The sequence below is a fragment of the Pseudomonas sp. GM55 genome, assembly GCF_000282395.1.
Lineage (GTDB): Bacteria > Pseudomonadota > Gammaproteobacteria > Pseudomonadales > Pseudomonadaceae > Aquipseudomonas > Aquipseudomonas fluorescens_CC.
The window spans coordinates 1-26,171 of record NZ_AKJJ01000154.1; the positions used below are offsets into that span (position 1 = coordinate 1).

25 protein-coding genes are annotated in these 26,171 nt (G+C 61.6%); 14 read left to right on the forward strand and 11 right to left on the reverse strand.

Features of this window, described 5'->3' with window-relative positions:
* A partial coding sequence (locus tag PMI31_RS29030; RefSeq protein WP_008023702.1) for an exonuclease domain-containing protein occupies window positions 1–379 on the reverse strand: 379 nt, incomplete at its 3' end.
* Between the two features lie 196 nt (window positions 380–575).
* Between PMI31_RS29030 and PMI31_RS29035 the strand changes: the two genes are divergently transcribed.
* From PMI31_RS29035 to PMI31_RS29060, 6 genes are read left to right on the forward strand one after another with little or no spacing between them, the layout of a single operon-like run.
* Complete coding sequence (locus PMI31_RS29035) at window positions 576–1,301, forward strand: RDD family protein (protein ID WP_008023703.1); 726 nt, start codon at window positions 576–578, stop codon at window positions 1,299–1,301.
* Window positions 1,298–2,275, forward strand: a complete 978-nt coding sequence (locus PMI31_RS29040) for a stage II sporulation protein M (RefSeq protein WP_008023704.1) — start codon at window positions 1,298–1,300, stop codon at window positions 2,273–2,275. The genes PMI31_RS29035 and PMI31_RS29040 overlap by 4 nt, the downstream gene beginning before the upstream one ends.
* Window positions 2,262–3,806, forward strand: a complete 1,545-nt coding sequence (locus PMI31_RS29045) for a DUF4129 domain-containing protein (RefSeq protein WP_008023706.1) — start codon at window positions 2,262–2,264, stop codon at window positions 3,804–3,806. Before PMI31_RS29040 ends, PMI31_RS29045 begins: the two co-directional genes overlap by 14 nt.
* The gene (locus tag PMI31_RS29050) at window positions 3,803–4,966 is read left to right on the forward strand and encodes a DUF4350 domain-containing protein (protein WP_008023708.1); all 1,164 of its coding nucleotides are present in this window, start codon (window positions 3,803–3,805) and stop codon (window positions 4,964–4,966) included. The genes PMI31_RS29045 and PMI31_RS29050 overlap by 4 nt, the downstream gene beginning before the upstream one ends.
* The gene (locus tag PMI31_RS29055; protein WP_008023712.1) at window positions 4,963–5,964 is read left to right on the forward strand and encodes an AAA family ATPase; all 1,002 of its coding nucleotides are present in this window, start codon (window positions 4,963–4,965) and stop codon (window positions 5,962–5,964) included. Before PMI31_RS29050 ends, PMI31_RS29055 begins: the two co-directional genes overlap by 4 nt.
* A complete protein-coding gene (locus tag PMI31_RS29060) occupies window positions 5,961–7,289 on the forward strand; it encodes a DUF58 domain-containing protein (protein WP_008023714.1) in 1,329 nt (442 codons plus the stop codon). Before PMI31_RS29055 ends, PMI31_RS29060 begins: the two co-directional genes overlap by 4 nt.
* A 36-nt stretch (window positions 7,290–7,325) precedes the next feature.
* Here PMI31_RS29060 and PMI31_RS29065 read toward each other — a convergent pair whose 3' ends face one another.
* Together PMI31_RS29065 and PMI31_RS29070 are read right to left on the reverse strand one after the other, a co-directional pair.
* Entirely contained in the window at window positions 7,326–7,685 is a 360-nt protein-coding gene (locus tag PMI31_RS29065) for a PilZ domain-containing protein (protein WP_008023717.1), read from the reverse strand.
* A gap of 232 nt (window positions 7,686–7,917) precedes the next feature.
* A complete protein-coding gene (locus tag PMI31_RS29070) occupies window positions 7,918–8,301 on the reverse strand; it encodes a tetratricopeptide repeat protein (protein WP_008023718.1) in 384 nt (127 codons plus the stop codon).
* A 208-nt stretch (window positions 8,302–8,509) separates the two neighbouring features.
* Here PMI31_RS29070 and pyk point away from each other — a divergent pair, with 208 nt between their 5' ends.
* The gene (pyk, locus tag PMI31_RS29075; RefSeq protein ID WP_008023720.1) at window positions 8,510–9,961 is read left to right on the forward strand and encodes a pyruvate kinase; all 1,452 of its coding nucleotides are present in this window, start codon (window positions 8,510–8,512) and stop codon (window positions 9,959–9,961) included.
* A 180-nt stretch (window positions 9,962–10,141) separates the two neighbouring features.
* Here the strand turns inward: pyk and PMI31_RS29080 are convergent, their stop codons facing one another.
* The 3 genes from PMI31_RS29080 to PMI31_RS29090 are packed head-to-tail and all read right to left on the reverse strand — an operon-like array spanning window position 10,142 to window position 12,955.
* Window positions 10,142–10,891, reverse strand: a complete 750-nt coding sequence (locus PMI31_RS29080) for an enoyl-CoA hydratase-related protein (RefSeq protein ID WP_008023723.1) — start codon at window positions 10,889–10,891, stop codon at window positions 10,142–10,144.
* A 29-nt stretch (window positions 10,892–10,920) separates the two neighbouring features.
* Window positions 10,921–11,856 (reverse strand): iron-sulfur-binding ferredoxin reductase, encoded by a 936-nt coding sequence (locus PMI31_RS29085; protein WP_008023724.1) that lies wholly within the window; start codon window positions 11,854–11,856, stop codon window positions 10,921–10,923.
* On the reverse strand, window positions 11,849–12,955 hold the full coding sequence (locus PMI31_RS29090) for a GGDEF domain-containing protein (protein ID WP_043302744.1): 1,107 nt from the start codon (window positions 12,953–12,955) through the stop codon (window positions 11,849–11,851). The genes PMI31_RS29085 and PMI31_RS29090 overlap by 8 nt, the downstream gene beginning before the upstream one ends.
* Window positions 12,956–13,418: 463 nt before the next feature.
* Between PMI31_RS29090 and PMI31_RS29095 the strand changes: the two genes are divergently transcribed.
* From PMI31_RS29095 to PMI31_RS29120, 6 genes are all read left to right on the forward strand, one after another.
* Window positions 13,419–14,942, forward strand: a complete 1,524-nt coding sequence (locus PMI31_RS29095; RefSeq protein WP_007931196.1) for a fumarate hydratase — start codon at window positions 13,419–13,421, stop codon at window positions 14,940–14,942.
* Between the two features lie 197 nt (window positions 14,943–15,139).
* Window positions 15,140–16,906: a sensor histidine kinase gene (locus PMI31_RS29100; protein ID WP_008023728.1), complete on the forward strand. Its 1,767-nt coding sequence runs from the start codon at window positions 15,140–15,142 to the stop codon at window positions 16,904–16,906.
* Window positions 16,900–18,225, forward strand: coding sequence for a sigma-54-dependent transcriptional regulator (locus tag PMI31_RS29105; protein WP_008023729.1), 1,326 nt, complete (start codon window positions 16,900–16,902; stop codon window positions 18,223–18,225). Before PMI31_RS29100 ends, PMI31_RS29105 begins: the two co-directional genes overlap by 7 nt.
* A gap of 289 nt (window positions 18,226–18,514) precedes the next feature.
* Window positions 18,515–19,834 (forward strand): MFS transporter, encoded by a 1,320-nt coding sequence (locus PMI31_RS29110; RefSeq protein ID WP_008023731.1) that lies wholly within the window; start codon window positions 18,515–18,517, stop codon window positions 19,832–19,834.
* A 223-nt stretch (window positions 19,835–20,057) separates the two neighbouring features.
* The gene (locus PMI31_RS29115; RefSeq protein WP_008023732.1) at window positions 20,058–20,288 is read left to right on the forward strand and encodes a hypothetical protein; all 231 of its coding nucleotides are present in this window, start codon (window positions 20,058–20,060) and stop codon (window positions 20,286–20,288) included.
* Between the two features lie 144 nt (window positions 20,289–20,432).
* A complete protein-coding gene (locus PMI31_RS29120) occupies window positions 20,433–21,056 on the forward strand; it encodes a flavin reductase family protein (protein WP_008023733.1) in 624 nt (207 codons plus the stop codon).
* 5 nt (window positions 21,057–21,061) lie between these two features.
* Here PMI31_RS29120 and PMI31_RS29125 read toward each other — a convergent pair whose 3' ends face one another.
* Together PMI31_RS29125 and PMI31_RS29130 are read right to left on the reverse strand one after the other, a co-directional pair.
* Window positions 21,062–21,292, reverse strand: coding sequence for a hypothetical protein (locus tag PMI31_RS29125; protein WP_008023735.1), 231 nt, complete (start codon window positions 21,290–21,292; stop codon window positions 21,062–21,064).
* A gap of 41 nt (window positions 21,293–21,333) precedes the next feature.
* A complete protein-coding gene (locus PMI31_RS29130; RefSeq protein WP_008023737.1) occupies window positions 21,334–21,687 on the reverse strand; it encodes a putative quinol monooxygenase in 354 nt (117 codons plus the stop codon).
* 339 nt (window positions 21,688–22,026) lie between these two features.
* Here PMI31_RS29130 and PMI31_RS29135 point away from each other — a divergent pair, with 339 nt between their 5' ends.
* The gene (locus tag PMI31_RS29135; protein ID WP_008023739.1) at window positions 22,027–22,956 is read left to right on the forward strand and encodes an AraC family transcriptional regulator; all 930 of its coding nucleotides are present in this window, start codon (window positions 22,027–22,029) and stop codon (window positions 22,954–22,956) included.
* Window positions 22,957–23,076: 120 nt separating this feature from the next.
* Here PMI31_RS29135 and PMI31_RS29140 read toward each other — a convergent pair whose 3' ends face one another.
* The 3 genes from PMI31_RS29140 to PMI31_RS29150 all read right to left on the reverse strand — a co-directional run bounded on the left by PMI31_RS29140 (window position 23,077) and on the right by PMI31_RS29150 (window position 26,043).
* Entirely contained in the window at window positions 23,077–24,132 is a 1,056-nt protein-coding gene (locus tag PMI31_RS29140; protein WP_008023742.1) for an ABC transporter ATP-binding protein, read from the reverse strand.
* Between the two features lie 157 nt (window positions 24,133–24,289).
* Window positions 24,290–25,138: an ABC transporter permease gene (locus PMI31_RS29145; protein WP_008023744.1), complete on the reverse strand. Its 849-nt coding sequence runs from the start codon at window positions 25,136–25,138 to the stop codon at window positions 24,290–24,292.
* The gene (locus tag PMI31_RS29150; RefSeq protein WP_008023746.1) at window positions 25,135–26,043 is read right to left on the reverse strand and encodes an ABC transporter permease; all 909 of its coding nucleotides are present in this window, start codon (window positions 26,041–26,043) and stop codon (window positions 25,135–25,137) included. The genes PMI31_RS29145 and PMI31_RS29150 overlap by 4 nt, the downstream gene beginning before the upstream one ends.
* Between the last annotated feature and the right edge of the window lie 128 nt (window positions 26,044–26,171).

Genomic DNA, 26,171 nt, shown 5'->3' on the forward strand with positions numbered 1-26,171 from the left:
GGCTGTTCCCCCCCTGCCACTCCCGCGCATAAGGGTCGAAAAAGTTCCGGTACAGGCTGTAGCGGGTCATTTCGTCGTCGAAACGCAAAGTGTTATACCCCGCGCCACAGGTACCGGGCGCCGCGAGCTGGGCATGCACCCGGGTCATGAAATCGGCTTCGCTCAAGCCTTGCGCCTGCAGTTGCCCGGGGGTGATTCCCGTGATCGTGCAGGCCGCCGGATGCGGCAGGATGTCGTCACTGGGCTGGCAGTAAAGATTGACCGGCTCGTCGATTTCATTGAGATCGAAATCCGTGCGCAGGCCGGCCATTTGCAATGGACGGTCACAACGGGGATTGATGCCAGTGGTTTCGTAGTCGTACCAGAAGATGGAGGTCACGGGCGATTCCTGAACAGAAGATCGGCAAAGTCTAGGCGTTCACCTCCCGCCCCGGCCAGTAGTCTTGTCATTCAAGCACCTTGAACGACTCACCATGCAACACACAGTTATGTCGTTTCCCCCCGCCCCCCTCGAATAGGCTGCTAGCATCGAATGGATACACAATCCCGATCCAGGCCACATCATCAGGTTGCCCATGCTCGAGCCCCCAGCACTGCCAGGGAATGCGCCGCTGTCACCGCCGCTGGATACGCGGTACCAGGTCGAAACGCCGGAGGGCGTCGACCTGCCACTGCGCCCGGCCGGGTTGATGGTCCGTGCGCTGGCGTTCGCCATCGACCTTGGTTTGCGCGGTCTGGTCCTGGGCGTGCTGTTCATTGCACTGGCGATGCTCGGAAAACTGGGGGCCGGACTCGGCTCGATCCTGCTGTTCGTGGTGAGCTGGTGGTACATGGTGCTGTTCGAGGTGCTCAACCACGGCCGCTCGCCGGGCAAGCAATGGATGGGACTACGGGTGGTGCATGACGATGGCACCCCGATCGGCTGGTCCGCGTCGCTGCTGCGCAACCTGCTGCGCGTTGTCGACCTGCTGCCGTTCGGTTACTTCCTCGGGGCCATCAGTTGCCTGCAACATCCTCACTTCAAGCGCCTCGGCGATATCGCCGCCGGGACCCTGGTGATCTACCGCGAACCACCGCATACCCGCCCCGAACTCCCCGAAGCCCTGCCCCGCCGTCCGGCCTTTGCCCTGACATTCAGCGAACAACGGGCCATTCTCGGGTTTGCCGAGCGCCAGGGTGAACTCTCCCGGGCGCGGGCCGATGAACTGGCTGCGATCCTCGCTCAACCGTTGCAAGTCCCGGCTCAGCAGGCGGTGACCGAGCTCAACGGCATTGCCCGCAGTTTATTGGGGCCGACATGAAGCAAAGTCTTTTTGAAAACCGGCACAAGGCCGAATGGGAACAGTTCGCTCACCTGCTCGAGCAATTGGAGCACGACAGGAAAGCCACCGGTGCCGGCAATTTCCCGAGGGACTACCGACGTCTCTGCCAACACCTGGCACTGGCCAGGGAGCGGGGCTACAGCAGTTTTCTGATCGATTCCCTGCAGCAACAAGTGCTGCGCGGACACCAACAACTCTACTGTCACCGCAGCCGTCCGGGCGCCAACGTGCTGGCATTCATCCTGGCCGACTTTCCGCGACTGGTGCGCGAACAGTGGCGTTTCGTCCTCGCCGCCAGCCTGATGTTCTTTGCCAGCCTGGCCGGTTTTGCGCTGCTGGTGTACCTGTACCCGGACCTGGTCTACAACCTGATCCCCGCCGAGCAGGTCAACGAGATGCAAAGCATGTACGACCCCGTTGCCGGACACCTCGGGCGCACGGCGGAACGAGCCGCCAGCGAGGACTGGGCGATGTTCGGCTACTACATCATGCACAACATCGGCATCGCCTTTCAGACCTTCGCCAGTGGTTTGCTGTTTGGCCTGGGCAGCGTGTTCTTCCTGATTTTCAACGGCCTGATGATCGGTGCGGTGGCCGGGCACCTGACCTACGTCGGCTACGGGCAAACCTTCTGGTCATTCGTGATCGGCCATGGCGCCTTCGAACTCAGCGCCATCGCCCTGGCCGGTGCCGCCGGCCTGAAGCTGGGCTGGGCGTTGATCGCCCCGGGGCGCCTGCCACGCGCCGAGGCCTTGCGTTTGGCTGCGCGAAAGAGTGTGCTGCTGATCTGCGGGGTCATGCTGTTCCTGTTGATTGCGGCGTTTATCGAAGCCTACTGGTCATCAATGACTGGCCCGTCGCACCAGACCAAGTACCTGGTTGGCGCAGCGCTCTGGTTGCTGGTGATGGTTTACCTCGTGTTTGCCGGACGTCCCCGCCATGCACCTGAGTGACGCCACGGTGGTGATTAGCCCGCGCCCGACCTGGGAAGCCATGGACCTCGGCGTGCTCCTGAACCAGCGCCACCGACGCCTGTTGATGACCAGTTGGGCCATGGTCACCTTGCCCGTTTTCGCGCTGCTCAGTTGGGGACTCTGGGATTCGCCCACTCTCGCCGTGTTGATTTTCTGGTGGCTGAAGCCGGCGTTCGAACGCCTGCCCTTGTACATCCTGTCCAAAGCCATGTTCGGTGAAACGCCTACTCTCAAACAGGCCCTGCAGCAATGGCCACGCCTGCTCAAACCGCAATTGCTGGCCAGCCTGACCTGGCGACGCCTGAGTCTGCATCGCAGTTTCGCGATGCCTGTGATGCAACTCGAAGGACTCAACGGACCGCAACGGCAACAGCGTCTACAGGTGCTGTTGCAGCGAGACGCCAGCGCCGCACGCTGGCTGACGATCATCGGCGCGCACCTGGAGGGCACGTTGTGGATCGGCTTGATGGGGTTGTTCTATCTGTTGCTGCCACAGCAGGTCGCGCTCGACTGGAGCTGGCAGTCGCTGATCTCTGCGGCCACCCGGGACTGGCGTTGGCTGGAACATCTGACCAACGCTTTTTATGCACTGGTGCTGGTGGTCTGGGAACCGATCTATGTCGCCAGCGGCTTCAGCCTTTACCTGAACCGACGCACGGTGCTGGAGGCCTGGGATATCGAACTGGTGTTCCGCCGAATGCGCCAACGCCTCACCCGTGCAGGCGCAGCCCTGTTGATCGGCGTGATATTACTGATGCCGACCCCACACAACGTGTGGGCCGCCGAACCGGCCATTTCACCCGACAGCCCACGCTTGCTGGACCAGCCCCTGACCAGTCAGGCTTCCAGGGACAGCATCAAGACGGTCCTCGAACAGCCGCCCTTCAAGAACCGGGAAACAGTGACGCGCTACCGTTTTGGCGAAGACCAGCCAAGCGCTGAAGCCCGGGACGACGGCAAGACACCGCAATGGTTGAAGGCCCTGCTGAAGCTGCTTGAGGGGCAACGCTTCGGGGCATTGGCGAGCCTGATTGAAATCGTGCTGTGGGGCACCGTCATCGGAGCTCTCGGCCTGTTGATCTGGCACTATCGCGACTGGTTGCAAGCGTTCGTCAGCCGACGACCACCCCTCGACATAAAAAACACCCGGCCGTTACCGCAGCAGGTGTTCGGCCTGGACCTCAAATCCGAGTCCCTGCCCACCGACATCGCCACCATCGCTGAAAGTCTCTGGCAGACCCATCCGCGCGAAGCCCTCGGCTTGCTTTATCGCGCCCTGCTCAGTCGCCTGATGCACGATTTCAACATCGCACTCAAGGCCGCCGATACCGAAGGCCAGGTACTTCGGCGCGTTGAGCTGTTACAGCGACCGGCCCTGCTGGCGTACAGCAAAGATCTCACCGGGCACTGGCAAAACATGGCCTACGGTCATCGCCTGCCACCCGCCCAGGTGCAGCAGGAACTGTGTAACGGCTGGCGTATTCTGTTCGGCTCGCAGGCTATCCGTTGAGTCGGCGCCGGGGGGCGATAGCCGGGGCGTTGATCGCCGTGTTGGTGGCTGCATTGAGTATTTATCTGTACCTCAAGGCCACGCCCTACCAGAGCGAAATCGACCACGGCCCCTCCCCCGAAGCCAAAGCCAACCCATATCTGGCGGCGGAGCTCTTTCTGCGCAAGCAAGGCATGAGCGTCGACCACGCCAATGGCCTCGACATCCTGCCCAGCCTCGACCCGCATCAACACAGCCTGCTGTTGCTCGGTGACCGCGACAACATGACTCCACGGCAGATCGACCAGGTGATGAACTGGACCCAGGCCGGCGGGCGGCTTCTGTTCGTCGCCGAGTCCCTGTGGGATGAAAAACTCGGCCATAGCAACGACCTGCTGCTCGATCGAGCGCAAGTGCACCAGTTCCTGAGCAAGGACCTCAAGGCTCCGCCACCCAATGTCGGCGAAGATCCGTACCCGCAACTGACCAAGCTCTATCTGGAAGGCGAAGACGCCCCGGCCTATGCCGGTTTCGATACCGCGTTCCATCTCGAAGACCCGAAAAACCTCGCCCAGGCCTGGGCCAACAGCGCCACGGCCACGCACATGATGCAGCTCGATCACGGGCTCGGCTCGATCATCGTGGTCACCGATGCCGACTTGTGGAAAACCCCGGCCATCGAGCAGTACGACAACGCCTGGCTGCTCTGGTACCTGACCGCCGACACCCGCGTGACACTGGTCTTCAACACCGATCACGACAGCCTGCCGACCTTGCTGCTGCGTTATTTCCCCCAGGCACTGGTTGCATTGTTCGCCTTGATCGGCCTGGGGTTCTGGCACTTTGGCGTGCGGCAGGGGCCATTGCAGGAACCGGCGTCGAAAGCACGCCGGCAACTGCAGGAGCACCTGCGCGCCAGTGCTGACTTCCTGTTGCGCCGCAACGGTCAGGCCGGCCTGCTGCAAGCCTTGCAACAGGACATCCTGCGGCGTGTGCGGCGTCGCCATCCCGGCTTTGAACAACTCGGTGTTGCCGAACAATGGCTGGTGCTCGCACGCCTGACCGGCCAACCCACACGCGCTATCAGCCAGGCCATGAGCCCGCGACCGAAGCAACGGCTTTCCAGCGTTGAATTCAGCCGTCAGGTCGCCCACCTGCAATCCTTGAGGAACGCCCTATGAGTCAACCGATCGAGCCCGACGTACCGAACCATGCCGCTCAGCAACGTCAGCGTGCCAGCCACCTGGCCCAGGCCGTACGCAATGAATTGCAAAAAGCCTTGATCGGCCAGGACAGCGTGATCGACGACGTCCTGACCGCGCTGATTGCCGGCGGTCATGTACTGCTCGAAGGCGTACCGGGTTTGGGCAAGACCCTGTTAGTGCGTGCCCTCGCCCGCTGCTTCGGCGGCGAATTTGCGCGCATCCAGTTCACCCCGGACCTGATGCCCAGCGACGTCACCGGGCACGCGGTGTACGACTTGCAGACCGAACAATTCAAACTGCGCAAAGGCCCGCTGTTCACCAACCTGTTGTTGGCCGACGAAATCAACCGCGCCCCGGCGAAAACCCAGGCGGCGCTGCTCGAAGCCATGCAGGAACGGCAAGTCACCCTCGAAGGGCGTCCATTGCCGATTGCGCAACCGTTCATGGTGCTCGCCACGCAAAACCCGATTGAACAGGAAGGCACTTACCCGTTGCCAGAGGCCGAACTCGACCGCTTCATGCTCAAGGTGCGCATGGATTACCCCGACGCCGAACAGGAGCTGAACATGGTCCGTCAGGTCAGCCGCTCGACCCGGGCCGACATGCTCGATGTTCAACCGATGCGCACGTTGTTGCAGGCCAAGGATGTACTGGCCCTGCAACGTATCGCCAGCGACCTGGCGCTGGATGATCAGGTGCTCGATTACGCCGTGCGCCTGGCCCGCTCCACCCGCAACTGGCCCGGTTTGATCCTCGGCGCCGGGCCACGCGCGTCCATCGCGCTGGTGCGATGTGCCCGGGCCCGTGCGCTGCTGCGCGGCGGTGATTTCGTGATTCCGGATGACATCAAGGGTTGCGCCCTGGCCGTGCTGCGTCATCGTGTGCGCATCGCACCGGAGCTGGATATCGAGGGCCTGGATGTCGATCAGGTGCTCCAGCAGCTGCTCGACCAAGTGCCGGCACCGCGCCTGTGAAACCGTCGCGCCTGATGCTCGCCTGGCTGTTGATCCTGCTGGCCTGCGGCATTGTGTCGGGCACTTTGCGGGCACTGGAGTTCACGGTTCCGGTGAATCTCATGGCGATCAACTGGGGGTTGCTCCTGGCGCTGCTGGCCCTGGCCCTGCTGGATGCTGTTCGCGTGAAGCGCCTGCCTTCGCCCCGGCTGAAGCGCCAGTTGCCCGGCAGCCTGGCGCTGGGCCGATGGAGCGAAGTGCAACTGACCCTTGAACACGACTTTCCCCAACCGTTGAACGTGCAAGTCTTCGACCATGTGCCAGCGGGCCTGAGCTTTGAAAACCTGCCACTGTCAGTCGAGCTGCACCCCGGTCAGCACAGCCTGGCCGGTTATCGCCTGCGTCCGCTCAAACGCGGCCATTTCAGCTTCGAACGCTGTGAAATCAACCTGCCAAGCCCCTTGGGGCTCTGGTCGGACAGACGTTTGCTCACCCTGCCCTATGCCACCCGCGTCTATCCCGACTTCGCCCGTCTCTATGAAGGGCAATTGCTGGCGGTGGATAACTGGCTCAGCCAGCTTGGCGTGCGCCAGAAACAACGACGGGGCCTGGGCCTGGAGTTTCATCAATTGCGCGAGTTTCGCGAGGGTGACAGCCTGCGCCAGATCGACTGGAAAGCCACCGCCCGCCAGCGCACACCGATTGCCCGGGAGTATCAGGACGAACGCGACCAGCAAATCATTTTCATGCTCGACTGCGGCCGGCACATGCGCAGCCAGGATGATGAGCTGTCGCACTTCGATCACGCCCTCAACGCCTGTCTGTTGCTCAGCTACGTCGCGCTACGTCAGGGCGACGCGGTGGGCATGAGTACCTTTGCCAGCGAACAACCGCGCTACCTTGCACCGGTAAAAGGCACCAGCCATCTCAACACTCTGCTCAACAGCGTTTATGACTTGAACAGCACCCAATGCAGCACCGACTACCAAGCGGCGGCAACGCAACTGCTGGCACGGCAAAAACGCCGGGCGCTGGTGGTGCTGGTGACCAACCTGCGGGATGAGGACGACGATGAGTTGCTCTCGGCAGTCAAACGCCTGAGCCAGCAGCATCAGGTGCTGGTCGCGAGCCTGCGTGAAGACGTACTCGACACCCTGCGTCAATTACCGGTGCAGACCTTGCCCGAGGCGCTGGCCTATTGCGGGACTGTGGACTACCTGAATGCACGAGCGGAACTCCACGAACGGTTGAATGCTCATGGAGTTCTGGTGATGGATGCGCGGCCCGGGGAGTTGGGGGCAGAGTTGGTGACTCGGTACCTGGGCTGGAAAAGAGCTGGAGTTTGAGCCTGGGCAATCACTACAGCCTGTTTCCCGGTGATCTCAAGCGGAAGCCGGCAACGGCAGAAAACTGAAATACTGCTTCAACGCCTCCACCAATTGCCCATACTCCGGCGGTGCCCGTTGCAGGCTGAACCCGGCGTCGTAATGTTGAGGGGTCACGTCTTCATGGCACCACAGGCAACAGGCTTGCAGGTCGATGATCCGCTGGCCACCTTCGCTGGCGGGAATTTTCAGGCGCAGGTTGAAATCTGCGCCGATCATCATCGGCAACTGGCTGATGAGCATCAGCCCGTCTTCAGAGACGTTGCCCAGAAAACCGATGGGTTTGTCGGTGACGCCGTTGAAAACTTTCAGGAAGTACGGCAGTTGATGCCGCTCGATTCGGCGGTCGGTGAACATATGCAATATCGCTATGCATGGCTCTTAAGCAGAGCCGCACTACTGCTTCGGAACGGGTACGTATAAGTCTTTGCCCGCTCTCCCCGCTTCCGGTGCGCCAGTCCTTGAAGCGCAGAGTCTTGCTTGTGCCGGTCACAGGTGTTGCCCCGGTTCAGAGACAAGGCTCCAGAACCGGTTTCTTCGACTATAGCTCACCACCGTCGGCGAGACATCGATCAGAGGGTTACTGCCATCAGAACTGCGTCGGTTTAACGGCCGCAGCACTGCGCATCGGGTAGTGCCCCAGGCTCTGCAAGGTTTCCAGGCGGGCGTGGGCGCGGTAGGCGTATTCGCTTTGTGGATACGCGGCAATAATGAACTGGTAGGTCTGGGCCGCGTCGATAAACATCTTCTGCCGTTCCAGGCACTGGCCGCGCATCATTGACACCTCCGGCCACACGTAAGGCCGCGCGCGGCTGTCGCGTTCGACCTTGGACAGCTCGAGCATCACTTGCTCGCAATTGCCCCGGTCATAGGCGCTGTAGGCATTGTTCAAATGATGGTTCATCGACCAACGGGTGCAGCCCGTGACGCTTAGGGCGCCGATGGCAAGGGTGGCAATGAGCACGAATCGCATGGGGGATCTCCTGTCTTGAACCCTGTATCGACCCATGGTCGGAAATCTTCAGGCTGTGGAATCGAGAAGTTGCCTGGTTCAATAAAGAAGGCATTAACCAAGTTCTTCAAAAAAACCAAGCTCTTCAAAAAAAGTAGTGCAGACGAACAATGACTACACCATCGGAGCATAGTAGCCTCACTCAGCGCTTGAACTCAGGAGTCTTTGCATGTCCGTCCGTCGCACCAAAATCGTCGCCACCCTTGGCCCGGCCAGTAACTCGCCGGAAGTTCTCGAACAGCTGATCCTGGCTGGCCTGGACGTCGCCCGCCTGAACTTCTCCCACGGCACCCCCGACGAGCACAAGGCTCGCGCGAAGCTGGTGCGTGACCTCGCGGCCAAGCACGGTCGCTTCGTCGCCCTGCTGGGTGACCTGCAAGGCCCGAAAATCCGTATCGCCAAATTCGCCAACAAGAAGATCGAGCTAAAGATCGGTGATCAATTCACCTTCTCCACCAGCCATCCTCTGACCGAAGGCAATCAGCAAGTGGTCGGCATCGACTACCCGGACCTGGTCAAGGACTGCGGTGTGGGCGACGAGCTGCTGCTCGACGACGGCCGCGTGGTGATGCGCGTCGATACCGCCACTGCCACCGAGCTGAACTGCACCGTGACCATCGGCGGCCCGCTGTCCGACCACAAAGGTATCAACCGTCGCGGTGGCGGCCTGACCGCTCCGGCCCTGACTGAAAAAGACAAGGCTGACATCAAGCTCGCTGCGGAAATGGAAGTCGACTACCTCGCGGTATCCTTCCCGCGTGACGCCGCCGACATGGAATACGCCCGTCAACTGCGCGACGAAGCCGGCGGCACTGCCTGGCTGGTGGCGAAGATCGAACGCGCCGAAGCCGTGGCCGATGACGAAACCCTCGATGGCCTGATCAAGGCGTCCGACGCAGTGATGGTTGCCCGTGGTGATCTGGGTGTGGAAATCGGCGACGCCGAGCTGGTGGGCATCCAGAAGAAGATCATTCTGCACGCACGCCGCCACAACAAGGCTGTGATCGTGGCGACCCAGATGATGGAGTCGATGATCCAGAACCCGATGCCGACCCGCGCCGAAGTGTCCGACGTGGCCAACGCCGTGCTCGACTACACCGATGCCGTGATGCTCTCGGCCGAAAGTGCCGCTGGCCTGTACCCGCTGGAAGCCGTTCAGGCCATGGCGCGTATCTGCGTCGGCGCCGAAAAACACCCGACCAGCAAGACCTCCAGCCACCGCATCGGCAAGGAATTCCAGCGCTGCGACGAGAGCATTGCCTTGGCGACCATGTACACCGCCAACCACTTCCCGGGCGTGAAAGCGATCATCGCCCTGACCGAAAGTGGCTACACCCCGCTGATCATGTCGCGTATCCGTTCCTCGGTGCCGATCTACGCGTTCACCCCGCACCGCGAAGCCCAGGCTCGCGCGGCAATGTTCCGTGGCGTGTACACCATCCCGTTCGATCCGGCTTCGCTGGCGCCGAACGAAGTCAGCCAGAAGGCGATCGACGAGCTGGTCAAGCGCGGCGTCGTAGAGAAAGGCGACTGGGTCATCCTGACCAAGGGCGACAGCTACCACACCACCGGCGGTACCAACGGCATGAAGATCCTGCACGTTGGCGACCCGATGGTCTGAGTGACCGCTTGCTGAAAGACGAAAGCCTCGCCATGTGAATGGCGGGGCTTTTGTGTTTCTGAGCCGGACAATGTGTTGTTTGGGCGGGCCTCTTCGCTGGCAAGCCAGCTCCTACAGGTACAACGCGGTCCTTGTAGGAGCTGGCTTGCCAGCGAAGAGGCCCGCCCATCCAGCGAAAATTCAATGCTTCCTGATAAACCCCGACAACGCCGCAATCGCTTCCGGCGAGCGCAGCCGCTGGGTGAACAACGCGCCCTCTTCTTCTATTACCTTGCGCAACAGTTCCCGATCCGGCGCTTTCATCAATTGCTTGCTGATGCGCACCGCTTCAGGCGGCAGCGACTCGAAGCGCAGCGCCATCTCCCGCGCCTTGGCCAAGGCCTCTTCGCCACTGCCCAGCGCCTCGGACGCAATGCCCCACGCGGCAGCCTGTTCACCATTGAACCCCTCACCGAGCAGCAACAGTTCCGCCGCTTTGGCCTGCCCGAGCAAACGCGGCAAGAGCAGACTGGAACCAAACTCAGGGCATAAACCCAGGTTGACGAATGGCATGCGCAACCGCGCATCACGGCTGACGTAGACCAGATCGCAATGCAGCAACAGCGTCGTGCCAATGCCCACCGCCGCTCCAGCCACGGCGGCGATCACCGGTTTGCGGCATTCAAGCAGGCTGAGCATGAACTGGAATACCGGGCTGTCGAGGCCGCTCGGCGGTTGCTGGATGAAATCGGCGATGTCGTTGCCGGCGGTGAAGCATTCGGCGGAGCCGGTGATCAACACGGCGTTGATCTCAGGGTCGCTGTCGGCCTGTTTCAACGCTTCGGCCAGGTGGCTGTACATGGCGCGGGTCAGGGCGTTTTTCTTGTCCGGGCGATTCAGGCGCAGGGTCAACAGGCCGCGTTCGCGTTCAACTTGGATGGCATCGGTCATGGCAGGTCTCGCGTCTGAAAAGTCAGCGCTCAACCACGGGGCAGGAACACATCGGCCAGCAGTTGATTGCGCGGCAATCCCGCCAGATACAGGCGCCGGGCGAAGGCGTCGACACTGTCGGGGGCTCCGCAGAGTAAGGCCAGGGTTTGCCGCGAAACAAGCCGCAGTTGCGCCAAAGCTGCTGGCAACTCGGCCGGGGTCCACAGTTCGACATTCAAGTTCGGACGGCTGGCGGCCATGGCTTGCAGAGGTTTGGCCAGGTAGTGCTCATCGGCATCATGGGCCAGGTGAATGACGCGGATGGCGCCCTGATGATCGTGGCGCAGCGCTTCGCGCAATACGCCAAACAACGGCCCCAACCCGGTGCCGGCCGCCATCAGCCACAACGGCCGGGCGTGCCAGTCAGGGTCGTAATGCAAGGCACCGCCGCGCAGTTCACCGAGACGGATCGGATCGCCGATGCGCAATTGCCTGGCGGCATCGCTGAATTCCCCGGGCTTGCGGCAATCGAGATGAAACTCCAGAAAACGGTCTTCCTGCGGCAGGCTGGCGAGAGAATAAGGCCGCGCCACGCTGCCCACCCACAACACCAGATGCTGGCCAGCGCTATAGCGCAACGGTCGCTGTGGGGTCAAGCGCAAGCGCAACACGCTGTCGCTCAACCAATCGACGGCCGCAACCTCGGCCGGGCGACCGTCCTCTAGCGGGTCGAAGGCATGCACCTGCAAGTCCTCGACCACCTGGCACTGGCACGCCAGCCGCCAGCCCTGTTCACGCTGCTGTGCACTCAGGGCATCGGGGCGGCTGTCACTCGGCAGGCCCCGTACACACTGCACCAGGCACGCATGGCAACTGCCGGCGCGGCAACTGTAAGGCACCGGCACGCCGTTCTGATTCAGTGCATCGAGCAGATTGCTGCCCGCCGCCACCGACCAGTGGCGCTCGCCGACCTGCAGTTCAGGCATCGACGTTCTCCCATGCCGCCGCGCATCGGTTGCGGCCATCACGTTTGGCGCGATAGAGCGCCTGATCGGCCTGTTGCAGGGCATCATCGAGGTCGTCGCCCGGTTCCAGCAGGGTCATGCCGGCGGACAGGCTCAGGTTGCGCACACTCAGCCCGATCAATTCGACATCGGTGAATGCGATGCGCAGCCGTTCGCAGCACGAAGTCAGACTGTCGGCATCACAATCGGGCAGCAGCACCACGAACTCTTCGCCACCGTAGCGAGCCAGAACGTCACCGTCGCGCAGGCACGCGGTGGCAACGCCGGCAAAGGCTTGCAGCACCTGATCGCCAGCGGCATGGCCGTGCAGGTCGTTGATGCGCTTGAAATGGTCGAGGTCGATCAACGCCAGGCCATGCATGACACCCGCGTCCATGGCTTTCAACTCGCGGGAAGCCAGACGCAGGAAATGCCGGCGATTGAACAGGCCGGTGAGCTCGTCGGTGGCCACCAGGTCTTCGAGCTGACGCATCATCCCGCGCAACGTGTCCTGGTGCGCCTGCAACGCAAAACGCCGCTGACGCATACGCTGTCGCGAGGCCTGGACATGGCGGGCATACAGCACCAGCCACACCAGTACGATGAACAGCACGCAAACCTGCAACAGCGCCATGGCCGGGTCAGGCAGCTGGAAGTGGTAGCCCTCCCACAAAGTGATCGCACTGAAGCTGAAAAACACCAGCAACGCACATCGTACAAAAGACCGGCGCGACAGATGGAACAGGCCGAACAGCAGGATCAGCACGTAAAACACCAGAAACGCGCCCCGTGCTTCGTCCAGATGGACGATCAGCCAGGTTTGCCAGCCCAGCCCCAGCAACACTTGCGCCTCGGTCAGGCTGGGGTCGGCGAAGCGCAGGTTGTAGCCACGGTAGAACACCGCGAACAGGATGGCCTGGCTGGCCACTACCAGAAAGCTGCCGATGACGACACTGGATAGCGGCGTGTCGTAGTGACCGGTAAAAAACGCCAGCCAAAGCAACAGCAATGCCAGAGCATAGGTGCCGGCCGCCAGGGCGAAACGTTTGAGCAACAGGCGCTGGATGGCGTTATGGGTCAATCGTTGATTCACCAAATGAAAAGAGACTGACAGAGCGTCCTACTCTACAGACCGTATGTCACTTTAGTGGCGTGGCCGATAAATGACCATCGATTTTCCGTGACCCATTTCCCCCTGTAGGAGCTGGCTTGCCAGCGAAGGCGTCCAATACAGTTGTCGCCTGAACCACCGCTTTCGCTGGCAAGCCAGCTCCTACAGCGAAGGCGTCCGCACAGGCAATACAGGTGTCGCCTGACCCACCGCTTTCGCTGGCAAGCCAGCTCCTACAGGGTTATGCCTACCCATACGACCAAGGTTTGACCACTGGCGCGTGTGCCCTTGAGCGAGGCGCGGTATACTGCCGCGCCTTTTTAGCGTCGCGCCAGCATGCCCGGCGTGCCTTGAAAGGTGCTTGCAACCGACCGATGCACCCAAGCTGCAAGCACCTTATTGAATGTTCCCGTCTTTTAGAGGAGCGCGACTCATGACCGTGATCAAGCAAGACGACCTGATTCAGAGCGTTGCCGACGCCCTGCAGTTCATTTCCTACTACCACCCCGTGGATTTCATCCAGGCGATGCACGAGGCCTACCTGCGCGAAGAATCGCCAGCGGCCCGCGACTCGATGGCACAGATCCTGATCAACTCGCGCATGTGCGCCACCGGCCACCGCCCGATCTGCCAGGACACCGGTATCGTCACCGTATTTGTCCGCGTGGGCATGGACGTGCGCTGGGATGGCGCGACCATGAGCCTGGACGACATGATCAACGAAGGCGTGCGTCGCGCCTACAACCTGCCGGAAAACGTCCTGCGTGCCTCGATCCTCGCCGACCCGGCGGGCGCTCGCAAGAACACCAAGGACAACACCCCGGCCGTTATCCACTACTCCATCGTTCCGGGTAACACCGTGGAAGTGGACGTGGCGGCCAAGGGCGGCGGCTCCGAGAACAAGTCGAAGATGGCCATGCTCAACCCGTCCGACTCGATCGTCGACTGGGTTCTGAAGACCGTTCCGACCATGGGTGCCGGCTGGTGCCCACCGGGCATGCTCGGCATCGGCATCGGCGGCACCGCCGAGAAAGCCGCGGTGATGGCCAAGGAAGTGTTGATGGAATCCATCGACATTCATGAGCTGAAAGCCCGTGGCCCGCAGAACCGCATTGAAGAAATGCGCCTGGAGCTGTTCGAGAAGGTCAACCAGTTGGGCATCGGCGCCCAGGGCCTCGGTGGCCTGACCACCGTGCTCGACGTGAAGATCATGGACTACCCGACCCACGCCGCCTCCCTGCCGGTGTGCATGATCCCGAACTGCGCCGCCACCCGTCACGCGCACTTCGTGCTCGACGGTTCCGGCCCGGCCTCGCTGGAAGCGCCACCGCTGGACGCCTACCCGGAAATCGTCTGGGAAGCCGGCCCGTCGGCCCGTCGCGTCAACCTCGACACCCTGACCCCGGAAGAAGTGCAAAGCTGGAAGCCGGGCGAAACCGTCCTGCTCAACGGCAAGATGCTCACCGGTCGCGACGCTGCGCACAAGCGCATGGTCGAGATGCTGAACAAGGGCGAAACCCTGCCGGTGGACCTCAAGGGTCGCTTCATCTACTACGTCGGCCCGGTCGATCCGGTCGGTGACGAAGTGGTTGGCCCGGCAGGCCCGACCACCGCAACGCGGATGGACAAGTTCACCCGTCAGATCCTCGAGCAGACTGGCCTGCTGGGCATGATCGGCAAATCCGAGCGCGGCCCGACCGCGATCGAAGCGATCAAGGACAGCAAGGCCGTGTACCTGATGGCCGTCGGCGGTGCCGCTTACCTGGTCGCCCAGGCAATCAAGAAGTCCAAGGTGCTGGCGTTTGCCGAACTGGGCATGGAAGCGATCTACGAGTTCGAGGTCAAGGACATGCCGGTGACCGTAGCGGTCGACAGCAAAGGCGAGTCCGTACACATCACCGGTCCTGCCATCTGGCAGAAAAAGATCAGTGAAAGCCTGGCGGTGGAAGTGCAGTAAACAGCACTCAAACCCTATGAAAGAACCGGCCTGTCGGCAACGACAGACCGGTTTTTTTTCGTTTGCTGAAAATCTGACCGGGTCATCACTCAATACAAAAAAAAACCAGGCACCGAGCCGATGCACGTGTCCGGCGAGTGGCGATCGTGGTTCACGTGCTATGGTGCTCACCCCCATTTTCACCTGTTGTTCTCTGCATGCTGCCGACATCCCGAACCCTGCGCCTGGCGCTCTACACCTTGTTGATCATCGCCGGCGCCGCCATCGCCGCGACCCTGGCCATGCGCCACGCCGTGCGCCAGTCAATGGTCGAAGACGCCGCCCGTGCCAATCAGCAATTGGCGCTGTATGCCACATCCCTGCATACCCTGATCGAACGTTACCGTGCCCTGCCCGCTGTGCTGGCGCTGGATCCGGAGCTGCGCTCGGCACTCAGGGGTGCGGTGAGCCCAGAGCAGCAGGATGCGCTGAACCGCAAACTGGAAAAGATCAACGGCGCCGCCGAATCCTCGACCCTGGAATTGCTCGACCGCAACGGCCTGGCCATTGCGGCCAGCAACTGGCGCCTGCCCAGCAGTTATGTCGGTCACAACTACGGGTTCCGCCCTTACTTCAACCAGACTCGCACCCAGGGCACCGGGCGTTTTTACGCGGTAGGCGTGACCAGCGGGATTCCCGGCTACTTCCTCTCCAGCGCGGTCAGCGATGACAATGGCCAGTTCCTCGGCGCCATGGTGGTGAAACTCGAATTTCCCGAACTGGAGCGCGAGTGGCGTCAGGGCAGCGACACCCTGCTGGTCAGCGACGCACGCGGGATCATTTTCATCGCCAACCAGCCTGGCTGGCGCTACCGCCTGCTCAAGCCGCTGAGCGACAGCGATCATGCCGAACTCAAGACCACCCGTCAGTACGACAAGCAGCCCCTGACGCCGCTTGAGTTTCAATCGTTGCGGCGCTTCGACGACAACAGTGACCTGGCTCGGGTCGATGGCCCGGACGGCAAGGTGGATTACCTGTGGGAGTCCCTGCCACTGAGTGCCGAGGGCTGGACCCTGCACCTGCTGCGTCGCCCGCAAGTCGCCTTCGAAGACAGCCGCAATGCGGCGCTCGCCGCGGCCGGGCTATGGCTGACCCTGGTGTTCCTGCTGCTGTTTCTCAACCAGCGCTGGCGCCTGGCCAAACTGCGTCAACGCAGTCGCGAAGAACTCGAACAGCTTGTACAAGAGCGTACCCGTGACCTGCGCACCGCCCAGGAGGGTCTGGTACAGTCGGCCAAACTCGCGGCACTGGGGCAGATGTCCGCCGCCCTGGCGCACGAAATCAACCAGCCGCTCACCACCCAGCGCATGCAGCTGGCGACCTTGCGCCTGCTGCTCGATAACGGCCGCGTCGACGACGCCTACAAGGCGCTCAAACCGGTAGATGAAATGCTCACCCGCATGGCGGCCCTCACCGGCCACCTGAAAACCTTCGCTCGCAAAAGCCCCAGCGGTTTACGCGAACGCCTGGACCTGGCGGCGGTGGTGGACCAGGCTTTGCAACTGCTCGACACCCGGTTGCGCGACGAACAGGTCAGCACGGTGTTGCACCTGACCCGCCCGGCCTGGGTGCGCGGCGATGCGATTCGCCTGGAACAGGTGCTGATCAATCTGCTGCGCAACGCCCTCGATGCGATGCAGGACAAACCCTGCAAGCGCCTGGAAATCCGCCTCGAAGCCGACGAGCAATTGTGGCGCCTGAGCGTGATCGACAACGGTGGCGGTATCGCCGAAGAGAACCTGTCCAAAGTCTTCGATCCGTTCTTCACCACCAAGCCGGTGGGCGATGGCCTGGGCATCGGTCTGGCCGTATCGTTTGCCATCATCCACGAATCCGGCGGGCGCCTGAGTGCCGACAATCATGACAAAGGTGCCGTGTTTACCGTGACCTTGCCCATCGACCTGGAGGTGCATGAACCATGCTGAACTCAGTGATAGTGGTCGACGACGAAAGCAGCATCCGCAGTGCCGTCGAGCAATGGTTGAGCCTGTCAGGTTTCGAGGTACAGCTGTTCAGCCGCGCCGATGAATGCCTGGCGCAATTGCCCAGGCACTTTGCCGGGGTGATTCTCAGCGATGTGCGCATGCCCGGCATGACCGGCCTGGAACTGCTGGCCGAGGTGCAACGCCGGGATGCCGATTTGCCGGTGATCCTGTTGACCGGCCACGGCGATGTACCGATGGCCGTCGAGGCCATGCGCGACGGTGCCTACGATTTCCTCGAAAAACCCTTCAGTCCGGAAACCCTGCTCGGCAGCCTGCGCCGCGCCCTCGACAAGCGCCGGCTGGTGCTGGAAAACCGCGCACTGCACGAGCAGGCGGACAACCGCGCCAGACTGGATGCCACGCTGCTCGGCGTGTCCCGGGGTTTGCAGACCCTGCGTCGACAGGTGCTGGACCTGGCAGCACTGCCGGTCAACGTGCTGATTCGCGGTGAAACCGGCAGCGGCAAGGAACTGGTTGCGCGTTGCCTGCACGACTTCGGGCCGCGGGCCGAGAAGCCTTTTGTCGCACTCAACTGCGCGGCCATCCCCGAGCAATTGTTCGAGGCCGAGCTGTTCGGCCACGAGAGCGGCGCGTTCACCGGGGCGTCCGGCAAGCGCATTGGCAAACTGGAGTACGCCAACGGCGGCACGCTGTTTCTCGATGAAATCGAAAGCATGCCACTGGCCCAGCAGGTGAAACTGTTGCGGGTGCTACAGGAGCAAAAGCTTGAGCGACTGGGGTCGAACCAGAGCATCCGCGTGGATTTGCGCATCATCGCCGCGACCAAACCGGACCTGCTCGACGAAGCGCGGGCCGGACGTTTTCGCGAAGACCTGGCCTATCGTTTGAACGTCGCCGAGTTGCGTTTGCCGCCGCTACGCGACCGGCGCGAGGACATCCCATTGCTCTACGAGTCGTTTGCCCGCAACGCTGCCGAACGCCTGGGGCGGACCTTGCCACCGTTGAGCGGTCCACAGCTGAGCCATCTATTGAGCCATGACTGGCCGGGTAATGTGCGCGAACTGGCGAACGTCGCCGAGCGTCAGGTATTGGGGCTCGGTGAGCCGGAGCCCTTGGGCATCGAGCCCGGCCAGTCACTGGCGGCGCAGCAGGAAGCGTTTGAGGCGCAATGCCTGCGTGCGGCGTTGACCCGGCACAAGGGCGATGTGAAAGCGGTGCTCGAAGAACTGCAACTGCCGCGCCGGACCTTCAATGAAAAGATGCAGCGGCATGGGTTGAGCAGGGAGATGTTCCTGTAGCGCCCGAGCTGGCTCCTTCGCTGGCAAGCCAGCTCCTACAATGTGCGGAGTACACAGATCCACTGTAGGAGCTGGCTTGCCAGCGAAGAGGCCGGCACAGCCAACACTCCCCGGAAGCAAATAGGCAGTTTTTCGCTCACCACTTACTTCCAATAAGCGGATTTCCGCTCATCGAAACACCCTCCCCCCTCTAAACCGGCCTTCTCCCCGTTGGCACAGCTCCTGCTATAGCCCAGGCAGACTGCGTTTCACCGCGCTCCACAAAAACAATTAAATGAAGGATCCGTCAATGGATAACTCCAACTCCCTGCCGCTTGGGTCGGCTGCCGCGCCGGCCAAAGAAAGAACCACCTCCAGCCGCATCAAATCGATCTTCAGCGGTTCCGTCGGCAACATGGTCGAATGGTACGACTGGTACGTCTACGCCGCTTTCTCCCTGTACTTCGCCAAGACCTTCTTCCCCAAAGGCGACACCACCGCCCAACTGCTCAACACTGCCGCGATCTTCGCCGTGGGCTTCCTGATGCGTCCGATCGGTGGCTGGCTGATGGGCCTGTATGCCGACAAGGTCGGGCGCAAAAAGGCCCTGATGGCCTCGGTGTACCTGATGTGCTTCGGCTCGCTGCTGATCGCCCTGAGCCCAGGCTACGAAATCATCGGCATCGGCGCGCCGATCCTGCTGGTGTTCGCGCGCTTGCTGCAAGGCCTGTCGGTGGGTGGCGAATACGGCACCTCCGCCACTTACCTCAGCGAGATGGCAACCAGGGAGCGTCGCGGCTTCTACTCCAGCTTCCAGTATGTGACGTTGATTTCCGGCCAGCTCATCGCCTTGGCGGTGCTGATCGTGCTGCAACAACTGCTGACCACCGAAGAACTCTATGCCTGGGGCTGGCGCATCCCGTTCGCCATCGGCGCGCTGTGTGCCGTGGTTGCGTTGTACCTGCGTCGCGGCATGGAAGAGACCGAGTCGTTCACCAAAAAAGAGAAAGCCAAGGAAAGCGCGATGCGCACCTTGCTGCGTCACCCCAAGGAACTGATGACCGTGGTCGGCCTGACCATGGGCGGTACCCTGGCGTTCTACACCTACACCACGTACATGCAGAAATACCTGGTGAACACCGTCGGCATGAGCATTTCCGACTCCACCACCATTTCCGCCGCCACACTGTTCCTGTTCATGTGCCTGCAACCGGTCATCGGCGGGCTGTCGGATAAAATCGGTCGCCGGCCGATTCTGATTGCCTTCGGCATCCTGGGAACCCTGTTCACCGTACCGATCCTCACCACCCTGCACACCATTACGACCTGGTGGGGCGCGTTCTTCCTGATCATGGCGGCACTGATCATCGTCAGCGGCTACACCTCGATCAATGCCGTGGTGAAAGCCGAACTGTTCCCGACCGAAATTCGCGCCCTGGGCGTGGGCCTGCCGTACGCACTGACCGTATCGATCTTCGGCGGCACCGCCGAATACATCGCACTATGGTTCAAGAGCATCGGCATGGAGACCGGTTACTACTGGTATGTCACCGCGTGTATTGCCGTGTCGTTGCTGGTGTACATCACCATGAAAGACACCCGCAAGCATTCGCGGATCGAGACTGACTGACAGTTTCATTGAGGGTGGCTGTTGTGGCCCTATCGCGAGCAGGCTCGCTCCCACATTGGATCTGCGCACACCAGACCTTTGTAGGAGCGAGCCTGCTCGCGAAGGCCGCGGCTCGGTCTCAAGAGAGTTCGGCAGTCCTAATCGCTGGTTAATGCCCAGGACTCATCCTGCACCCGCCTGATCAATTCAACGCGATGTGCAAACTGAATCTGGAGTAACCACCATGAACACCAAACTGATTCTCGCCCTGACCCTATCTGTACTGGCGGTCAATACCTTCGCCGCCGACGGTTACGACCGCACCGGTTCCGCCGCCTTCACCGCGCGAAGCAACGCCGCTGGCGACAGCCGCACCGACGCGGCCAATGTCGCTACCAACAGCGTCGATCGCACCGACGCAGCCAAAGTCGCTACCGACAGCGTCGATCGCACCGACACCGCTCGTACCAACTGATCCCTGAACGCATCACCACAGCCTGGCTTTGGCCGGGCTTTGTCGTTTCTGCGATCTTTTTGCAGTCAAGCAAAATCCTGAGCTGGAACTTGCACGATACGGCCTGCACTATTTGCCATCCCGAACGCCCCAGGAATTCACTCCATGCCCGACGACATCCATTTCTACGAACCCGCCAACGGCCACGGCCTGCCGCATGACCCGTTCAACGCCATCGTCGGCCCACGCCCCATCGGCTGGATCTCTTCACAGGATGCCGAGGGCCGCTTGAACCTGGCGCCCTACAGCTTCTTCACCGCCTTCAACTACGTTCCGCCGATCATTGGTTTTTCCAGCATCGGGCGCAAAGACAGCCTGAATAACATTGAGCAGACCGGCGAATTCGCCTGGAACCTGGCGACGCGGCCGCTGGCCGAGCAAATGAACCAGAGCTGCGCCATGGTCGGGCCCGAGGTCAACGAATTCGAGCTGGCCGGACTGACGACCGCTGCCTCGAAGGTCATTCAGGTGCCACGGGTCGCCGAAAGCCCGGTGTCGTTCGAGTGCAAGGTCACGCAGATCATTCAGTTGCAGCGGGCGGACGGCGATGTGGTGCCGAGCTGGCTGATCCTCGGCGAAGTGGTCGCCGTGCATATCGCCAAATGGCTGTTGAAGGATGGGATATACGACACCGCCGCGGCAGAACCGATTCTGCGCGGCGGCGGGCCAGCGGATTATTTCCAGCTGGGGCCTGAGGCGTTGTTCAAGATGTACCGCCCGGGGCGGTGAAGTCACTACCAGAGCAGGTCGGTGTTTTCCTCGACGTCCTTGAGACGGGTCAGCTCCTTGGCGGCCGCATCATCGGCCTCGTGGGCGGTCTTGAAGACCTGGCCTTCCAGCACTTTGTGAAAGCGCGGGGCGCCGGAACCACCCAGCGCCTTGACGGCGATAGCGGCGTGGTAACCACCCTCGCCCGGTACTACAGCGGAAACAGCTTCGAAGTGTTCAAAGGCTTTACGTGCCATGTCGCGAATCCTGGCTGGTTGAGAATGCTGTCATTAAACCCTCAACCGGCCAGTTTGTGTACCGCCGCTGCGGACTGACCGAGGGCCTGCGCCGCCGAGACATCCTTGAAGGTGTGGAAATCCAGGCTGTTGACCACCAGGTCCTGTACCAGCTCGGCAAAAACCTCCATCGTCGGCGTGCTGAAGTACGCGGTCATGGCCTGTTGATTGCTCCAGAAACCGGACACCAGCCACAGATCCGGATCGCACTGCGAATGCTGCAAGGCAAAGCTCAGGCAGCCTGGCGCTGCGCGGGACGGTTCGATCAGGGCGCTGAGGCGCACACCGAGTTCCGCCGAACGCCCGGCGCGCGCTCGTACGAAGGCCATATGACTGACGGGGATCTGCTTGGACATGTTCAACCCTCCCGGGGAGTCGCGTGGCAGCCGGGGGACGGGCTGCGACAGGATCAAAGGTTAAGGGCCGCGACGCCGGCCTCGTTAGTCGATTCCTGCCGGCGCGTTGCACAATCCTGCGAAACTGCATGGGAAGCCTGTAACAAGCGGTAAAACCCTGTCACGGTTCTGCCATACGAGTTTCAAGCAAGTTTTTCAGGCGCAAGGCTCTAGTGTTAACACCGCCGGTCGAGCCCAGGCAGAATCAGGCAAGCATCTGGCAGGATGTGTCTACCGCTGTCACTTGCACAAACTTATGCTCTGCCCCATTCCCACCCTGCCTTGCCGAGGATGCCTCGCATGTCGTCGCTCGATCACATTCAAGCCCCGCTGGACACCGACATGGAAAAGCAGCGCGCAGAACTGGCGGCGATCATTCGCCGTAACACCGCCGAAGATGGCAGTTATGCCACGGCCATCGGCTCGCTGTTCATGTCACGCCACAGCCAGTCCCACGAATTCGCCCCGGTGCTCGCGCAACCGGCGCTGTGCATCATGGCCCAGGGGCGCAAGGAAGTTCAGTTGGCCAACGAGTACTTCAACTACGACCCGTTGAACTACCTGGTGGTCTCGGTCTCGATGCCGCTGAGTGGACGGGTGGTGGATGTCTCGGCCGAGGAACCGATCCTGGCTTTGCGCCTGGACATCGACCCGACGGAAATCACTGCACTGATCGCCGACGCCGGCCCCCTCGGCGTACCCACCCGGCCGACCGGGCGCGGGCTGTATGTCGAACGGCTCGACACCAACATGCTTGATGCGGTGCTGCGTCTGGCACGGCTACTGGACACGCCTAAAGACATCGCCATGCTCGCGCCGCTGATTCGCCGGGAGATCCTCTATCGACTGTTGCGCAGCAAACAGGGGCATCGGCTGTACGAAATCGCCATCGCCAACAGTCAGAGCCATCGCATCAGCCAGGCGATCAAATGGCTCAACGGCAATTTTGAACAACCGTTGCGCATTGATGATCTGGCGAAAGAAGTGAACCTGAGCGTGTCGACGCTGCATCACCGTTTCAAGGCGATGACGGCGATGAGTCCGTTGCAGTATCAGAAGCAGCTTCGCCTGCAGGAAGCGCGGCGGCTGATGCTGGCCGAAGGGCTGGAGGCTTCGGCGGCGGGGTATCGCGTCGGCTATGAAAGCCCTTCGCAGTTCAGCCGGGAGTACAGCCGGTTGTTCGGTGCGCCGCCGTTAAGGGATCTGGCGCGATTGCGGCTATCGGTCTGATCAGGAGGGTGTGGTGTTGCGAATGGCGCTATCGCTGGCAAGCCAGCTCCTACAGGGGGGATCACGGTCCTTGTAGGAGCTGGCTTGCCAGCGATGGGCTGCGCAGCAGCCCCCTGAAAATCAGGCGCCAAGTACCCGGCAAGCCTCTGCCGGCAACGTCACCGACACCGGATGCCCAATGCTCAGGCCGAAGCCCTGACACGGCGTACTCAGCGCGGTAAACGACACCCCGGAACACTCCACCGTGGTCTCGATGGTCGCGCCGATATCGCGCACGAACGTCACCTTGCCCAGCAAGCGGTTGCCCGCGGTCGCCTGGGGGGCGGACAGTTGCAGGTCTTCAGGACGAATCAGCATCTTCAACTTCTCCCCTGCCGCAATACTGGTGCAGATCGGCACTTGCAGCGCATCGCCACCCGGCAGGCTGACCTTGCCGTTGCCCAGCGCCGTGGCCGGGAAGATGTTGCCCGAGCCGATGAAGTCCGCGACGAACTCGTTGGCCGGGTGCCGGTAGATTTCAATCGGCGTGCCCACTTGCTGCACCCGATGCTCACCCAGCACCACCACGATATCGGCCATGGTCATGGCCTCGCGCTGGTCGTGGGTCACCATGATGGTGGTGATGTTCAGGCGTTGTTGCAGTTGACGGATTTCCACCTGCATCGACTCGCGCAGCTTGGCGTCCAGCGCCGACAACGGTTCGTCGAGCAGCAGGATTTTCGGGTGCGAGGCAATCGCCCGGGCAATCGCCACGCGCTGACGCTGGCCACCGGAGAGCTTGGCCACCGGACGATTGATCATCGGTTGCAGCTGGATCAGTTCCAGCAATTCCACCACCCGCGCCTGCTGATCGGCCTTGCTGACCCCGCGCAGTTTCAGCGGATAGGCGATGTTCTCGCCCACGGTCATGTGCGGGAACAGTGCCAGGGACTGGAACACCATGCCGAAGTTGCGCAGGTGCGCCGGGGTGTTGCCGATGTCCTCACCGTCCAGGCGGATCTCGCCGCCGGTCAGGGTTTCAAGGCCGGCAATCATGCGCAGCAACGTGGTTTTGCCGCAGCCCGAAGGGCCGAGGAAACACACCAGCTTGCCCTCGGGCAAATGCAGGTTCACATCCGTTACCGCGCAGGCCGAGCCGTAATGTTTCTCGACGTTTTCCAGAATCAGACCAGACATAAGAATCACCTCAAAAATAAGGTTCTGTCTGGAGGTCGCCGAGCGATGATCAGGCAAGGCAAAAGTCTGCGAAGAAGCGGAGTTGACTTTAGTCAATGAGCATTCTGAGCTGACTTTTAACGCAGCATGATCGAGCGCAGGCACCTCCGGGCAGAAGCTAGAACGAAACGCCACCTTCGCCGACTAACTTCTCCAGCGCCCAGATCAGGACGAAGTCGATCAGCACGATCAGCACGGCAAACGAAAATACGGTTGGGTCGAGCGAAGACACGGTGCGGCTGTACATCCAGATCGGCACGGTCATCACATCGATGGTGTAGAGGAAGTAGGTCACGGTGAACTCGTTGAACGAGACGATGAACGCCAGCAGCATGCCCGCCAGGATCCCCGACTTCATCAACGGCACCACCACATCGACAATCGCCCGCAGCGGTGAAGCGCCAAGCATTTGCGCGGCCTCTTCGACTTCGCTGCCAATGGAGAGCATCGCCGCCGTGCAGTTCTTCACCACGAATGGCAACGCCAGGATCACATGGGCGATGACCAGTCGCGAGGTGGTCATCTGGAACGGCAGGCTGTCGAACACCAGCAGCAGCGCCAGCCCCAATACCACCATCGGGAACACCAGGGGCAGCGACATCAATTGCAGCGCCACGGCCTTGCCGCGGAACTCGCAACGGGTCAGCGCGTAAGCCGCTGGCACCGCGATCAACGTGGCGAAGATCATGGTCAGGCATGACACCATCAGGCTGGTGGTCATGGCCTTGCCCAGGCTCAGCACATCGCTGGCATCCGGCGAGACGAAGGTGTGCCAGGCCGCCTTGTACCATTGCAGGCTGTAGCTGCTCGGCGGAAAGTCGAGGTTCGACGCGCCGCTGAACGACATCACGATCATGGTCAGGATCGGCAGCACCGCCAACAGCAGGATGAAGCCCGAAAGGATGCCGGCAAACTTGCCGGTTTCACCCGGCAACAGGCCATAACGCTTCTTGGTCAGGGTACTCATTGCGAAGCCTCCAGCATGCGGCGACGACGGCCAGTGATGTATTCGGACAGGGTCATGATCGCCAGGGTGGTGACGATCAGCACCACACCGGCAGCGGATGCGGCGGGCCAGTTCATCAGCGGGGCGATCTGGTCATGCACCATCACCGCCAGCATCGGCACACGCCGGCCACCGAGCAGCAACGGCACCACGAAACTGCTGGCGTTGTAGGCGAACACCAGGGTCGCACCGGTAATGATCCCCGGCAGACTCATTGGCAATACCACTTGGCGGAACACCTGCAAGCGACTGGCACCGAGGGTGGCGGCGGCCTCTTCATAGCTGCGAGCGACACCGCGCATGGCGCTGGCAATCGGCAACACGGCCAGCGGGAAGGCGGTTTGCACCAGGCCCATCAACACGCCGTTCTGGTTGTACAACAGCATGATCGGGCGCTTGATCAGGCCCAGGCCCATCAGAGTCTGGTTGAGCATGCCGCCGGGACCGAGGATCACCAGCCAGCCGTAGCTTTGCAGCAGCAGGTTGACCAGCAATGGCAGCAACACTGCCGCCAGGAAGATCCGTCGCACGAACGGTGAGGTCAGGCGCGACATGGTGTAGGCCACCGGGATCGCCAGGATCACTGCGATCACCGCGCTGATCAGCGCCAGGCGCAGGGTCAGCATCAGCGATTTGAGGTAATAGGGTTCCAGCAACTGGGCGTAACTGGCCAGGCTGAACCCGGACCATTCCGCGCCTTTGGTGCCCACGCTCATGCGCAGTACCAACAGGCTGGCGGCAATCAATACGCCAAGAAACAGCATCGACGGCGAGAGGAAAAACCAGGCGCGCGTCGTTGGCGAAACACCCTGAGCAGCGCGCACGGGGGCGGCACTCACCGGATGGGTCAGAGGTTGGTGTTCCATAGCAAGGGTCTCGTCAATGGAAGATCAGGCGCATGGCGAGTGCTGCGCACTCGATCGCTGGCAAGCCAGCTCCTACAGGTCATGCGCTGTTCTTGTAGGAGCTGGCTTTCCAGCGATGGACGTCAACG